Consider the following 14,782-nt stretch of genomic DNA (forward strand, 5'->3'; position numbering starts at 1 on the left):
TCCAGTCTAATCTGACTAGGTTTGACTGATAGCTAGTAGAAAAAGTTCCGTCTCAACTGAGGCGGGCTTTTTCTACTTGAGAACTAAGGGGCTAAGCTTCCTTGTGAAAACTGAAAAAATAAGTTTAAACTCTTGACAGGCTAGTATAAGTTATTTATGATAGTAATAAAGATTAGAAGGAATGAGGAAAGATAATGACCCATCCAGTTTTTGGAGTTCATGAGGAAAATGTCGAGTATGTGACGCGTTATGGAGTTTACGCAGTAATTCCGGATGGAAAGAAAGAAAATATTATTTTGGTACAGGCACCTAATGGCGCTTGGTTTCTTCCTGGAGGCCAAATGGAAGAAGGAGAGGATCAGCTGGCTACTCTCGAGCGGGAATTGCTGGAAGAGCTTGGTTTTAGTATCCAGGTAGGAGATTACTTTGGTCAAGCGGACGAATATTTTTATTCACGCCATCGGGACACGCATTTCTATAATCCTGCCTATATTTACGAAGCCCTTTCTTATCAAGAAGTGGAGAAGCCACTGGAAGACTTCAATAATCTGGCATGGTTTCCTGTAGATCTTGCCATTGAAAAATTGAAACGTGGCAGCCATAAATGGGGAATTGAGCAGTGGAAGCGCAAATATCAGAATAACTAGCCTGCTATATTTAAAATGATATAAATTACAGGCAATCGTTCACAATTCCTGAAAAACGTGTTATAATAATAGCGACGATTTAAGGTAGGAGGCAAATGAATGAAGCTTATAAATACGACGAATACCCACGCAGAATTAGTAAAAAATCAGTTGGAAAGTACGGATGCAACGCTGGTAGAGGTTTATTCTGCAGGCAATAGTGATGTTATTTTCACAGAGGCCCCTAGCCATTACGAAATTCTCATTTCAAATAAGCATCGTACGATACGAGAGCAAGAAATTGAAAAAATTAGAGAATTCTTTTTGAAACGAAAAATTGACCAAAAGAATATTGACGCCTCTGCCATTCGGACGATCTATGCCAATAGTCTGATTGAGATTTCAATCCCGATTAAGGGCTAATCATCTGCTTAAGATTTTAAACTTTTATAGTATTATCAATTGATCATCTGCTTCCTGATGGAAGTGATATCAAAAATCACTTGAAAGACTCCGCTTTTCAGCTCTTGCTTTCAGGTGATTTTTTTGTGTCTGATAAAGAATGATTTGGATGTCAGTCATGCTAAAAATTCCTTTTCAACAAGATTGATCTGTTAGTGTCGTTCAAACCAAAGAGAAAGATGATCACCAATCTTAATTGCTTCCCTTTCCTAACTGAATAATGTTTTCATTTTTATTCTTTCTTTTATGAAATCACCTTTATTTTATGATAAATTATGGTAAAATAACTTGGAGGAGAGTAAAGATGTTTCATAAAAGTAAGTTAATGTTTTGGACCAGTGAAGTCTTGCTGCTGACGATTATCTTTTTCATCTGGCGCCAGATGGGAGATATGATTACGCCAGTGGTGAGCGTTATCAATACGATTTTAATTCCTTTTGTTATGGGAGGATTTCTCTACTATATTACAAATCCTCTGGTGACACTGCTCGAAAAAAAGTTGAAAATCAATCGAATTTTCGGGATTTTAATCACTCTTTTCCTACTCTTTGGCCTAGTAACAGTCGGAGTAATCTACCTCTTGCCAATTTTGATTAACCAGCTGTCCAGTTTGATTAATTCGACGCAAAATCTCTATTGGGAAATCCAGAGTTTTGTCAATCAATTATCCAAAAATCCCCTCTTTAAGAGTTTAAATATTCAGTCTACTATCCAGCAACTCAATCTGTCCTATGTAGATATTCTGCAAAATATTTTAAATAGTGTTACCAATAGTCTGGGTAGTGTGGTGTCTGCTGTCATCAATACCCTCATGATTCTCATCATGACCCCGATTTTTTTAGTCTACTTCCTGATGGATGGTCACAAGCTCCTACCAATGTTGGAGCGGACAGTTCTCAAGCGCGATAAGCTCAATATATCTAGTCTCTTGACCAATCTCAATGCGACCGTTGCCCGTTATATCAGTGGTATTTCGATAGACGCCTTGCTGATTGGGACCTTAGCTTATATTGGTTACAGTGTTATTGGACTCAAGTATGCCTTAGTCTTTGCTATTTTCTCGGCTTTGGCTAACTTGATCCCTTATGTGGGTCCTAGTATCGGCTTGATTCCCATGCTGATTACCTACTTTTTTACTGACCCTCATAAAATGCTGGCAGCCTTGATCTATATGTTGATTATCCAGCAAATTGATGGAAATATCCTTTATCCTCGTATTGTTGGGAGCGTTATGAAGGTGCACCCTATTACGATTATGGTTCTCTTGCTTCTGTCTAGTAATATCTATGGTATTATGGGCATGATTGTAGCGATTCCGACTTACTCTATCCTCAAGGAAATCGTGAAATTCCTGGCCAACCTTTATGATAATCACAAAGAAGCTCAGCAGCAAAAGAAGAATGAAGAATTTGGTATTATAAAAAAATAGGAGAAAGCTCGCCTTTCTCTTTTTTACTGCATTTTTTATGGTTCATCATTGGATATTTATGCTAAAATAATAGTAATAGCATAAAGGAGGTATCGTTATGGTAACACGTCGTAAATTTTCTCCGCAAGAAATAAGAAAAGATTCTTCTTATTTTTCGCCCTTGAAGACCATTGTAGAGACAGCCTTTTATGAGAATCAGGTGCAGGCAATCAAGACAGTAGAAGAAGCCTATCAACTGGCTTCGGTAGCTGCTGGAACGGTTGTGCTGGACATGCCAGTGATTCATACTAAGGAGCTGGGACTTCCTTCTTATGCCCGCGTTTTATTAACTAATTCGGGGGCGGTTGTCGGCCGAACTGCCAAGGCTAGACGGATTTATGGCAGAGATCGACAGGAAGACGAGCATTTGCTGTTTCTGGTTCGTAGTGCTGTTTACCAAGCACATCAGAGGACCTTTTATAAGGCAGATGCAGTTGTAGGGCTGGATGAGGACTTCATGGTTTGCGCCCACCTGATGGTGCCTCAGGAAGAAATCAATAACCTGTACTCCTGGCTCTTGAATTTCCAGATTTTGGATGAGGAATTTAAGAACCGCCTACGAGCTTCTAAAAAGTATGAGGAAAATGATATCTTTGTCTTTTTTGACCCTAAATGGAAGCATCCAGACTATCCAGAAGGTTTGGTTTATTTTGATACCAATCATAATTGCGCCGTTATTCTGGGCTTAAATTATTTCGGGGAGTTGAAAAAGGCGACCTTGACTTTAGCTTGGGGAACGGCTGCTAGAAATGGCTATGTTGCCTGCCACGGAGGTCTGAAAATCTTCAAGCAGAAGACGGAAAAAGAAGACTATGTTGCATCTTTCTTTGGTCTATCTGGTTCAGGAAAATCCACATTGACGCATGCAAAACATGACCATAAATATGATATCAAGGTTCTCCACGACGATGCCTTCATTATCTCAGTCAAGGATGGCTCCTCTATTGCCCTCGAACCGTCTTATTTTGACAAGACCAATGACTATCCTACAGGCCATAGTGAGCAGGATTTCTTTGTCACCGTGCAGAACTGTGGAGTAACGCTGGATGAAAATGGGCGGAAAAAGCTAGTGACCGAGGACATCCGCAATGGGAATGGTCGGACTGTCAAATCGCGTTTTGCGACTCCAAATCGAGTAGACCGGATTGATGAGCCCATCAACGCTATCTTCTGGATTATGAAGGATGATTCTCTCCCACCTCTGGTTAAGATCAATGATCCGCTGATGGCTTCCACAATGGGCTGCACCCTGATGACCAAGCGTTCCAATGCTGAGAATGTCACTGGCTTGCACGAAGACTTGGTTATTGAGCCTTATGCCAACCCTTTCCGAGTCTATCCATTGGTGGAAGATTATCGGAAATTCCGTCATTTATTTGAGTCAGGGGTCGCTTGCTACATTATCAATACTGGCTTTTATATGGGTAAAGGTATCTCAAAGGAAGTATCTTTAGATATTATTGAGCAGATTGTAGACGGTAAGGCTAAATTTAAGCCTTTTGGTCCTTTGGAAGGTTTTGAATACTTGGATTATAAGGGCTATGCTGTTCCAAGCTTTGATGACAAGTATAGACAGCTCATTCGTGAAAGAATGCAGGTTCGTTTAAACTTTCTATTGGCCTTTAATCAGAAATATCCCAAGACTGCCCTGCCTGTTGGAGCTATTTCTCGGCTAGAAAAAGTCTTGCAGGACTTAGAGGATTAGTCTGCAAAACGCTTTCCCATAAATCCTTGTGCACGAATCCCAAAAATATGTTATAATCAAAATTGATTATAATTTTTAGGAGAAGAATCCATGGAAGACCCTGGCAGTCAGAGTATTTTATTGCAAGCAATACTGCTATTTGTTTTAACCTTACTAAATGCCTTTTTCTCAGCTTCTGAGATGGCGATGGTGTCGCTCAATCGAGCTCGCGTTGAGCAGAAAGCCGAAGAAGGCGATGCCAAATACGTTCGTTTATTAAAAGTTCTTGAAAGTCCCAATAACTTTCTGTCAACGATTCAGGTCGGTATCACCGTCATTAATATCCTGTCGGGGGCAAGCTTTGCGGATAATCTAGGGAAAATCTTTGCTTTTTGGATGGGTGATTCCAAGACGGCACATGCAGTTGCTAGTTTCTTGGCCCTTGCTCTCTTGACTTATATTTCCATTGTTTTGGGGGAGCTTTATCCTAAGAGAATCGCTATGAATCTTAAGGATAGTTTGGCTATTCGGACTGCACCAGTGATTATCTTCCTCGGGAAAATTGTCAGTCCGTTTGTCTGGCTGCTTTCAGCCTCTACCAATCTTCTCAGTCAGATGACGCCGATGAAGTTTGATGATGCGGATGAAAAAATGACCCGAGATGAGATTGAGTACATGCTGACCAATAGTGAGGAGACGCTGGATGCAGATGAAATCGAAATGCTGCAGGGGATTTTCTCGCTTGATGAAATGGTGGCGCGTGAACTCATGGTGCCACGGACAGATGCCTTTATGGTTGATATTCAGGATGATACCAAGGAAATCATTGAAAGTATCCTCAAGCAAAATTTCTCACGAATTCCTGTCTATGATGGCGATAAGGATAATGTGATCGGCTTGATTCATACCAAGCGCTTGCTAAATGAAGCCTTCGCTAATGGATTCGACAATCTCAATCTCCGTAAGATTCTGCAAGAGCCACTCTTTGTCCCTGAAACGATTTTCGTGGATGATTTGCTCAAATCTCTCCGGAATACCCAAAATCAAATGGCGATTCTGCTGGATGAGTATGGTGGTATGGCAGGTCTCGTGACGCTCGAAGACTTGTTGGAAGAAATCGTCGGTGAAATCGAAGATGAAACAGACAAGGTTGCTATCGAGGTTCATGAAATCGGTGAGAATACCTACATTGTTTTAGGAACGATGACCCTCAATGACTTTAATGAATATTTTGAAGTTGAAATCGATAGTGATGATGTGGATACTATTGCTGGTTATTATCTGACTGGTGTTGGAACCATTCCAAATCCAACAGAACGGCTCAGCTATGAAGTGGAAAGCCAGAATAAAAAACTGATTTTGACCAATGACAAGGTTAAAAATGGCCGTGTCACTAAGGTGAAAGTGGAAATATCTGAAATGATTGAAGAAGATGAAGAAGCTGAAAAATAAATTCAGCTTCTTTTGTTTTAAGTTTTCCGCAAGATTTTTATAAGGAATGCTTAAGCTGAAAGTCTTATACTAGTCTCAACAAATAAGAAATGAGGGTAGTCCAATGACATATAAAGTAAAAGTAACCTATCAGAAATCATTCATTCGCTCCAAGTTAAACAAAGCAGCCTAACCAGTACTAGCAATAGAAGCAAGAAATAGATTCTCGTATCAACATTTCATAAATTTTTCATATCATCTCTTAAATATAAAAAACGTATAAAACTAAACAACAAACCAAAGAACAGGAAAACTCCTCTGCTCGCTAGATTTTAGCTGACAGAGGAGATTTTTTATGCTCGCTGAATCATCGACTTCATTCTTTCTGCCGAGTAGCAAAGTCTACAAAGCGAAATTTATCTAGTTTGTGCCGGCTCTCTGTATACTGAAACTGGCGGCCATCAGCTAGATAGACCTGCGATTTAATGGAAACGACATGTTGGTCTCGGCCGATGTCCAGAAGGATCTGGTCTTGGTCACTAACATGATCGATTGTAATTTCTTTTCTGGCATAGGCAATGTTAAGCTTTAAGGTTTCTTCTAAGTAGGCATAGATAGAATGCTCTCCGATTTCTCTGGTCAGATCTGGCACCAAGCTTTTATCTAGATAGTCAATATCCAAGACAGAAGCGATGCTGTCGACCACTCGCTGCCGGACAATGCGCCAAACCAAGCGGTACTCTGGAAAGCCGGTTGTTTTTGAGAGCTTTTTATCTACAGTGATTTTATCAAGGCTGATGACATTGGTCTTGGATTGAAGCTGATGCTGTGCCACTAATTCTTGATAGCTGGTTAAGTTAGAAACAGGGAAATCTAGTTGTTCTTGTTTAACGACTTTGGAGCCCTGCCCCCGCACTTTCTCAATCAGTCCCTCTTCTTGCAAGAGCGCTAAAGCCTTGCGAACCGTATCCCGACTGACTTGGTAGATTTCCATCAGCTGATGTTCACTAGGAAGAAAGTCACCGAGCTGGTATTTTTCGCCTAAAATATCTCTTTCAAGTTGTTTGAATAATTGTTTGTATTTCTTCATAAGTTCCTCACTTGTATTATCTTTGCCATACAACTATCAAAATTTTAGCAGAAATCTTCTATTTTTACAACAAACAAGTTGCATACAGGATTGTTATCGATTACAATTGAGTTTGTAAGCTAGTTAAGAAACTAGCGACATCAAAAATATAAGGAGAGTGCTGGATGATTTCCAGCCACAAGTCAAATGGGAAAATTTGAAAAGGAAGCTAAGGATTTGCTGAAGGCGATTGGCGGCAAAGAGAATGTTACAGCGGTCACTCACTGTGCGACTCGGATGCGTTTCGTACTTGGTGATGAAAAGAAAGCTAATGTTAAGGCCATTGAGGCCATTCCGGTCGTAAAAGGAACCTTTACCAATGCTGGGCAGTTCCAAGTCATCATTGGAAATGATGTACCGATTTTTTATAATGATTTCACAGCTATATCAGGTATCGAGGGTGTTTCCAAATCAGCAGCTAAATCAGCAGCTAAGAGCAATCAAAATCCAATTCAGCGGGTCATGACGACTCTAGCTGAAATCTTCACTCCAATCATTCCGGCCTTGATTGTCGGTGGATTGATCCTCGGATTTCGGAATGTTCTTGAAGGCGTGCATTGGTCTATGTTGGATGGGAAAACCATCACAGAAGTGTCTCAATTTTGGGCTGGGATCAACCATTTCTTGTGGCTTCCAGGTGAAGCGATTTTCCAATTCTTACCAGTAGGAATTACTTGGTCTGTTTCTCGTAAGATGGGGACTAGCCAGATTCTAGGGATTGTATTAGGTATCTGCTTGGTGTCACCGCAGTTGCTCAATGCTTACGCCGTGGCATCCACACCAGCAGCGGAAATTGCTAAGGACTGGGTTTGGGATTTCGGTTTCTTCACTGTTAATCGTATCGGTTACCAAGCGCAGGTTATTCCAGCTTTGCTGGCAGGACTTTCCTTGTCTTATCTAGAAATCTTCTGGCGGAAACATATTCCAGAAGTGGTATCTATGATTTTTGTGCCTTTCTTATCATTGATTCCAGCCTTGATCTTGGCTCACACAGTCTTGGGTCCTATCGGTTGGGTAATTGGTCAGGGACTTTCAACAGTCGTACTTGCAGGTTTGACTGGTCCTGTTAAATGGCTCTTTGGTGCTGTCTTTGGTGCCCTTTATGCTCCGTTTGTTATCACAGGTCTTCACCATATGACCAATGCGATTGATACTCAGTTGGTAGCGGATGCTGGTGGTACTGGTCTTTGGCCAATGATTGCTCTGTCAAATATCGCTCAAGGCTCAGCTGTTTTTGCTTATTACCTTATGAATCGTCATGATGAACGGGAAGCACAAATTTCCTTGCCGGCTACTATTTCGGCTTACCTTGGTGTTACGGAACCAGCCCTTTTCGGGGTCAATGTCAAATATATCTATCCATTTGTTGCGGGAATGATTGGTTCATCTATTGCTGGTCTGCTCTCTGTAACCTTTAATATCACAGTCAATGCTATCGGGATTGGTGGCTTACCGGGTATTCTTTCTATCCAAGCAAAATATATGCTTCCATTTGCAGGAGTGATGCTTGTCGCAATCGTTGTACCAATGGCTTTGACCTTTTTCTTCCGCAAAGCAGGATTTTTCACAAAAACGGAAGACGATACAGAATTACAAGCAGAATTTGCAGCTCAAGAAGAAGCAGAATTCGCCCATCAGGAAACAAAGATTGTCGCACCAGTAGAAATCGTTAGTCCTCTTGCGGGTCAAGTAAAAGAACTCAGTCAGGCAACAGATCCAGTATTTTCATCAGGTGTGATGGGACAAGGTTTAGTGATTGAGCCAAGTGAAGGTGAGTTGGTGTCACCTGTGAATGGTACGGTGACTGTTCTCTTTCCAACCAAACATGCCGTCGGCATCGTATCGGACGAGGGTGTGGAAATGCTTATGCATATCGGTATGGATACGGTCGGTCTAGACGGCAAGGGCTTTGAAGCCCATATTGAGCAAGGCGATCATGTGGCTATTGGACAAAAACTGATTATTTTTGATATGGATATTATCAAGGCTGCAGGTCTCGTGACAGAAACACCTGTCATTATCACCAATCAGGATGCTTTCGTAGCAGATATGAGTGGAGAATATCCTAGCCATGTCAAACGCGGCGATAAGTTGATGACAGCAAAACGCATCTAGGAATAGTTAACTCATGGGATGGCGGCTCTGAGCCCCTCCCTTTTATCAAAAAAGGAGAAAATATGACACTTGATAAAACAAAGGTTATCTACCAAATTTATCCAAAGTCTTTTAAAGACACGACTGGCAATGGTTTGGGAGATTTTCGCGGGATTATTGAAAAACTTCCTTACTTGAAAGAGCTGGGAGTGGACATGATCTGGCTCAATCCTTTCTATCCGAGTCCGCAGCGGGACAATGGGTATGATATTTCTGACTATACTGCGGTAGACCCTATCTTTGGAGATATGGCAGATTTTGAAGAGATGGTCAAGGTTGGTCAGCAGCATGGTATTGACTTCATGCTGGACATGGTTCTCAATCACTGCTCGATTGAACATGAGTGGTTCCAAAAGGCACTGGCTGGGGATTCCTACTATCGGGACTTCTTTATCCTGCGAGATGAGCCGACGGATTGGCTGTCCAAATTTGGCGGCAGTGCCTGGGCGCCATTTGGCGATACGGGCAAATATTATCTGCATCTTTATGACGTCACTCAAGCTGACCTCAATTGGCGCAACACCAATGTTCGTCAAGAGCTCTTTAAAGTGGTGAATTTTTGGCGAGACAAAGGAGTCAAGGGCTTCCGCTTTGATGTCATCAATGTTATCGGAAAAGATGAGGTTCTGGCGGACTGTCCAGAGCAGGATGGCAAGCCAGCCTATACTGATAAGCCAATCGTGCATGACTATCTGCGTATGATGAACGAAGCAACTTTTGGGCAAGACGAATCCGTTATGACGGTTGGTGAAATGAGTGCTACGACGATTGAAAATTGCATCCTTTACACCGCACCAGACCGGCAGGAGCTGTCCATGGCTTTTAATTTCCATCATCTCAAGGTGGACTATGAAGCTGGACAGAAGTGGACGCTTAAGGCCTTTGACTTTGAAGAGTTAAAACGCCTCTTCCATACTTGGGGCAAGGAAATGAGCAATCACGACGGTTGGTCAGCTCTCTTTTGGAACAACCATGATCAGCCGCGAGCTCTCAACCGCTTTGTTGATGTAGAAAATTTCCGCAATGAAGGAGCGACTATGCTTGCAGCCAGTATTCATCTGTCGCGTGGGACGCCTTATATCTACATGGGTGAGGAGATTGGCATGGTGGATCCTGACTACGACTCCATGGAAGATTATGTGGATGTCGAGTCTCTCAATGCTTACCAGAGCTTACTTGCTGAAGGTCAATCGCCAGAAGCAGCCTTCAGGATCATCAAGGCTAAATCTCGTGATAATTCTCGAACGCCTATGCAGTGGGATGATTCAGTCAATGCAGGTTTTACAACAGGAACTCCATGGCTGAAGGCGGGCAAATCCTATCCTCTCATCAATGTGGAAAATGAAATCAAGGGTCCGATCTTTACCTTTTATCAGAAATTGATTGCCCTGCGTAAGGAACTGCCGATCATCGCAGAGGGCAGCTATCAGCCAGCCTATGAGGACAGTCCTCAGGTCTATGCCTTTGAGCGGGAGTGGCAAGGACAAAAACTTTTAGTCTTTAACAACTTCTATGCTGACCCAATTACCGTGGACATCCTACCAGACTATCAAAATGGCCAGGTGCTGATTTCGAATTACGAGGAGCCAGCAGTAGCCGCGACTATGACCTTGAAACCCTATGAAACGTTAGCTATTCTAGTGAAATAATGATTAAAACCAGCTTAAGCTTCTTTTAAGTATGGTGCAGTATACTAAAAGCATCAAATGAAGACCTCTTAACTTTATTTGATAGAAGGAATCCTTTAGTTTAACAGATGAGCAGCTGTTATAGCTATAGTTCCGCACTTTTTTTCATAACAATCTCCGAAAAGGTCGCCCTCTAGGGCGGCTTTTTTTATGGAGAAAGCTGGAAACGGAGAAAAGCAATTTCAAGAAAAACTGAAAAACTCTATCTGTTGTAACACAATGAAAATGAAACTGAAAAACAGTTTATTTTCTAAAAAATAGGCAGAATCTATCTATTTTCACTCGAATCGTGGTATAATGTAGTTATAGTAAAACGTTTTCAGGTACAAGAGGATTATTATGGTTGAAGAAGCGATTGATTATGGGAAAGTAACAGGAATGGTGCACTCTACGGAGAGTTTTGGAGCAGTGGATGGACCAGGTATCCGCTTCATCGTCTTTTTGCAAGGATGTCATATGCGTTGTCAATATTGCCACAATCCAGATACTTGGGAGATGGAGACTAACAAGTCTCAGCTGCGGACTGTGGATGATATCCTACAAGAAGCCCTTCGTTACAAAGGTTTCTGGGGCAATAAAGGTGGCATTACCGTCAGCGGGGGAGAAGCCCTTCTGCAAATCGACTTTTTGATTGCCTTCTTTACCAAGGCCAAAGAGCTGGGGATTCACTGTACGCTGGATACTTGCGCCCTGCCTTTTAGAAATACGCCTCGTTATCTAGAAAAGTTTAATAAACTGATGGCGGTGACGGATTTGGTCTTGCTGGATATCAAGGAAATTAATGAGGCGCAGCATAGAATCGTGACTACCCAGACCAATAAAAACATCTTGGCCTGTGCAAAATATCTCTCAGATATTGGAAAGCCAGTGTGGATTCGTCACGTTCTGGTGCCAGGCTTAACGGACCGTGATGAGGACTTGATTGAGTTAGGTAAGTTTGTCAAAACACTCAAGAACGTTGATAAGTTTGAAATCCTTCCTTACCATACTATGGGAGAATTCAAGTGGCGGGAGCTGGGCATTCCTTATTCACTGGAAGGCGTGAAGCCACCGACTGCTGACCGGGTCAAGAATGCCAAGGAACTGATGCAAACAGAATCCTACACCGAATACATGAATCGGGTGCATAATAACTAAGTGATGCAAGTAGGGGAAATGGACTGGAGAGAAACCAGTCCATTTTTTTCAATAAAACACCGGCTAATTCTTCGGGATAGCCTAATTTTATAAGATTTGATAGCATGGAAGCACACATTTAAGTACGTTGCAGGTAGTGGCTGTCTGATTTTAAAAGAATGGATATATTAGAAGAGCTTATAGCAAGCTTTCTTCTTTTTGCCTGATTAGCTTTCACCTCTATTTTAAGGCTAGAAAAGTTAGGTCTAGCTTTCAAGAAGGTGTTTGAATAAAGGCGGAATTTATGGTATAATAAGGCCTAATAGCGATTTTTTAAGAGAATAGAATAAGCGTAGAAGGAGTAGTGTTTTGGAAAAGAAAAAAGCCATTGTGGTTTCGGGAGATTATGGGTATATTAGACAGATCGAGACGACCATAAAATCTCTTTGCTGTCATCATAAAAATCTAGATATTTATGTTTTTAATCAGGATATTCCTCAAGAATGGTTTTACTATACGCGTCGGAAGGTAGAAGCAGCTGGCAGTCAGTTGAACGATGTGAAATTATTCAATGATCAGATTGATGATCAGGTGAAATCAAAATGGGAAGCTGGAACTTACGCTCACATTAACTACATGGCTTATGGGCGCTATTTTATACCGAATTATGTTGCAGCAGATAAAGTTTTATATTTAGATTGTGATATTGTTGTGACACGAAATCTGGACCATCTTTTTGAGATAGATCTGGAGGATTATTATGTAGCAACGATTCGCGCGACATATGGAGTAGGCTTTGGCTTTAATTCTGGAATGATGCTCATTAATAATAAGCGTTGGCGTGAAGAAAACATGGCTCAGCAATTGGTCGAGTTGACAGATAGAGAATTAGCTAATTTTACTGAAGGTGATCAGTCTATCTTGAATTTGATGTTTGAGGGCAAAAAACTTGATTTGGAAGATACTTACAATTTTCAAATCGGTTTTGACATGGGAGCTGCGCTAGATAAGCATGACTGGATTTTCGAAATTCCACTTTCTCCACTACCTGCTGTTTTGCATTATATTTCTGGTCAAAAACCATGGAACACTGTTTCCAACATGCGTCTGCGTGAAGTATGGTGGTTTTACAATTCTCTCGATTGGTCCACAATTATTGAGACAGATGAATTTGATGTCGAGAAGGCTATTAAACAGAGGGATGAAGGCTTTGCTCTCCACTGTGTAACCTTGACAAACTCAGATAGGTTAGAGGGAATTGAAGATTTGGTGAATGCATTACCAAACTGTCTATTTCATATTGCTGCCTATACACAGATGTCTGATAAGTTACTCAAACTGATGGCTTATGAAAATGTTCGTTTGCACCCTGCAATTTTGCCATATCCTTTGAGAGATTTACTTGCGAGCAGCGACATTTATCTTGATATCAATCACGATCAGAAATTCGATACTGTAATTAGAGAGTTTCAAGAGTCTGGTAAGCCTGTTTATGCCTTTGATAATGTACAAACAGAAGGGGTTTCAGAGCGAGTATTCTCACATGAGAATTATCAGGAAATGGTGGAAAAAATTCGATCAGATTTTAATTAAATGACGAACTGCCCCACATTTTGTAATCAAAATAGAGAAAGCAAGTTGATTCCTTATCTATAATTCTATGGAATGGGCTTGCTTTCTTAAGTCTTTGGCTTAAAAGACAAGTTTATGTATGAAAAGAGGACTCTGGGCAAGTCCAAAATACAAATAAAGGATAATAAATGGAGCACTTTGGTCTTAAGAAAAAGAAGCATCAGAATATTTTTAGAAAGAGAATCTTCTTTACACTGTTCATTATTGCTATTTATATATTAGGAAGACATATCTTGCTTCCAGGCTACAATGGCAGTATGGAAGCTTTTCGGATAAAGGAAGACAATCCCTTGGCCGCTTTGTATTTGCTGGCAGGAATTGATGTTTCTCAGATTTCAGTATTTTCTTTGGGTTTAGGACCTTGGATTACGACGATGATTGTATGGCAAGTCATGAATCTAAAGAAAAGCTGGAATATACAATCTTGGTCCCTTAAAAAAACGGATTTCTTTCAAAAAATCTTAACCTTGTTCTTTGCGATTGTGCAGGGACTGGCCATTATGTACACGGCTTATAGAGGAAATGGTCGCTTTCTACTTCTCGTGGATGATTGGCTCTATAATCTAGCAGTTTTACTTACAGTTGTGACAGGTAGTTTTATCATTATTTGGTTGTCAAGTCTTAATACTCGTAAAGGAGTGGGAGGGTCAACCATTATTATCATTTCAGGGATTTTACTCCAGTTTGCTGACCAATTAATAGTCTTGCTTGGGAAATCCTTGTCTTCTGTCCGAGGAGGAATGATGTTAGTTGTGGCTCTATTAGCCTATCTTCTCTTGACCTTTGTTGCTGTCGTATGTGAGAAAGCCGAGATACGTCTGCCTCTTAATCGGATCATGTTAAGCAGTCGTTACAATGATAAATCTTATTTGCCAATTAAGTTCATTCCTTCTGGTGGAATGCCCATTATGTATGCAACAAGTGTCTTGATGTTATTCCAATTATTACTAGACTGGACGGGGAAAGGACTTTCACTAAAATTTGGGAATTTGTTTGACTTTACAAAGCCCTTGGGTCTCCTTGTTTATCTAGTTGCGATTTACTTGTTGGGTATTTTGTTTGCCTATATCAATTTAGAACCGGAAGAGACTGCCAAGCGCTTGCAGCGTCAGGGAGAATATTTTGACTATATTCAGCCTGGGAAAGAAACCTTAAAAGTGTTAAAACACTATATTTCTTTGCAATCAAATATAGGAGCTATTTATCTCATCTTGTATGTCGGCCTGCCCTATTTTATTAATTTCTTCTTGCCTTTGCCAAGTTTCTTTTTGACCTTGCCAAGCACACTAGTCATTTTGATCAGCATGCTCTTGCCCTTGCGTGAAGAAATACGAATCTTAAGAATCGGGACTTATTATCATAAAGAACTAGAAGTAAAAGGAGAATAGAGGG

11 protein-coding genes are annotated in these 14,782 nt (G+C 41.0%); 10 read left to right on the forward strand and 1 reads right to left on the reverse strand.

The genetic code is table 11. The features are described from left to right. Positions 1-194 precede the first annotated feature (194 nt). From D8791_RS03405 to D8791_RS03425, 5 genes are all read left to right on the forward strand, one after another. Entirely contained in the window at positions 195-647 is a 453-nt protein-coding gene (locus D8791_RS03405; RefSeq protein WP_125446246.1) for an NUDIX domain-containing protein, read from the forward strand. Positions 648-746: 99 nt separating this feature from the next. Then, positions 747-1,049 carry a DUF1827 family protein gene (locus D8791_RS03410; protein ID WP_125446247.1) on the forward strand — a complete coding sequence of 101 codons (303 nt, stop codon included), beginning with the start codon at positions 747-749 and terminating at the stop codon, positions 1,047-1,049. A gap of 343 nt (positions 1,050-1,392) precedes the next feature. Beyond that, entirely contained in the window at positions 1,393-2,517 is a 1,125-nt protein-coding gene (locus tag D8791_RS03415; RefSeq protein WP_062004497.1) for an AI-2E family transporter, read from the forward strand. A gap of 97 nt (positions 2,518-2,614) precedes the next feature. Then, complete coding sequence (locus D8791_RS03420; protein ID WP_125446248.1) at positions 2,615-4,261, forward strand: phosphoenolpyruvate carboxykinase (ATP); 1,647 nt, start codon at positions 2,615-2,617, stop codon at positions 4,259-4,261. A gap of 90 nt (positions 4,262-4,351) precedes the next feature. Beyond that, a complete protein-coding gene (locus tag D8791_RS03425) occupies positions 4,352-5,692 on the forward strand; it encodes a hemolysin family protein (RefSeq protein ID WP_125446249.1) in 1,341 nt (446 codons plus the stop codon). A 355-nt stretch (positions 5,693-6,047) separates the two neighbouring features. Here the strand turns inward: D8791_RS03425 and treR are convergent, their stop codons facing one another. Beyond that, the gene (treR, locus tag D8791_RS03430; RefSeq protein ID WP_125446250.1) at positions 6,048-6,761 is read right to left on the reverse strand and encodes a trehalose operon repressor; all 714 of its coding nucleotides are present in this window, start codon (positions 6,759-6,761) and stop codon (positions 6,048-6,050) included. Positions 6,762-6,947: 186 nt separating this feature from the next. On the opposite strand from treR, the gene treP reads away from it, so the two are divergent. The 5 genes from treP (at position 6,948) to secY2 (ending at position 14,778) form a co-directional block, all read left to right on the forward strand. Further along, positions 6,948-8,915, forward strand: a complete 1,968-nt coding sequence (treP, locus tag D8791_RS03435) for a PTS system trehalose-specific EIIBC component (protein ID WP_125446251.1) — start codon at positions 6,948-6,950, stop codon at positions 8,913-8,915. A gap of 62 nt (positions 8,916-8,977) precedes the next feature. After that, positions 8,978-10,603 (forward strand): alpha,alpha-phosphotrehalase, encoded by a 1,626-nt coding sequence (gene treC, locus D8791_RS03440; RefSeq protein WP_125446252.1) that lies wholly within the window; start codon positions 8,978-8,980, stop codon positions 10,601-10,603. Between the two features lie 378 nt (positions 10,604-10,981). Next, the gene (pflA, locus tag D8791_RS03445) at positions 10,982-11,779 is read left to right on the forward strand and encodes a pyruvate formate-lyase-activating protein (RefSeq protein WP_005590787.1); all 798 of its coding nucleotides are present in this window, start codon (positions 10,982-10,984) and stop codon (positions 11,777-11,779) included. 348 nt (positions 11,780-12,127) lie between these two features. Further along, entirely contained in the window at positions 12,128-13,351 is a 1,224-nt protein-coding gene (locus D8791_RS03450) for a glycosyltransferase (protein WP_125446253.1), read from the forward strand. Between the two features lie 167 nt (positions 13,352-13,518). Continuing rightward, entirely contained in the window at positions 13,519-14,778 is a 1,260-nt protein-coding gene (secY2, locus tag D8791_RS03455) for an accessory Sec system protein translocase subunit SecY2 (RefSeq protein ID WP_125446254.1), read from the forward strand. The last annotated feature ends 4 nt before the right edge of the window (positions 14,779-14,782 follow it).

This window comes from Streptococcus cristatus (assembly GCF_003943515.1).
Classification (GTDB): domain Bacteria; phylum Bacillota; class Bacilli; order Lactobacillales; family Streptococcaceae; genus Streptococcus; species Streptococcus cristatus_D.

Bases quoted from the DNA above. Each gene is read 5' to 3' on its own strand.
- treC (WP_125446252.1), top strand. From the start codon at position 8,978: ATGACACTTGATAAAACAAAGGTTATCTACCAAATTTATCCAAAGTCT.
- treR (WP_125446250.1), bottom strand. From the start codon at position 6,761: ATGAAGAAATACAAACAATTATTCAAACAACTTGAAAGAGATATTTTA.
- secY2 (WP_125446254.1), top strand. From the start codon at position 13,519: ATGGAGCACTTTGGTCTTAAGAAAAAGAAGCATCAGAATATTTTTAGA.
- D8791_RS03415 (WP_062004497.1), top strand. From the start codon at position 1,393: ATGTTTCATAAAAGTAAGTTAATGTTTTGGACCAGTGAAGTCTTGCTG.
- D8791_RS03425 (WP_125446249.1), top strand. From the start codon at position 4,352: ATGGAAGACCCTGGCAGTCAGAGTATTTTATTGCAAGCAATACTGCTA.
- pflA (WP_005590787.1), top strand. From the start codon at position 10,982: ATGGTTGAAGAAGCGATTGATTATGGGAAAGTAACAGGAATGGTGCAC.
- treP (WP_125446251.1), top strand. From the start codon at position 6,948: ATGGGAAAATTTGAAAAGGAAGCTAAGGATTTGCTGAAGGCGATTGGC.
- D8791_RS03420 (WP_125446248.1), top strand. From the start codon at position 2,615: ATGGTAACACGTCGTAAATTTTCTCCGCAAGAAATAAGAAAAGATTCT.
- D8791_RS03405 (WP_125446246.1), top strand. From the start codon at position 195: ATGACCCATCCAGTTTTTGGAGTTCATGAGGAAAATGTCGAGTATGTG.
- D8791_RS03410 (WP_125446247.1), top strand. From the start codon at position 747: ATGAAGCTTATAAATACGACGAATACCCACGCAGAATTAGTAAAAAAT.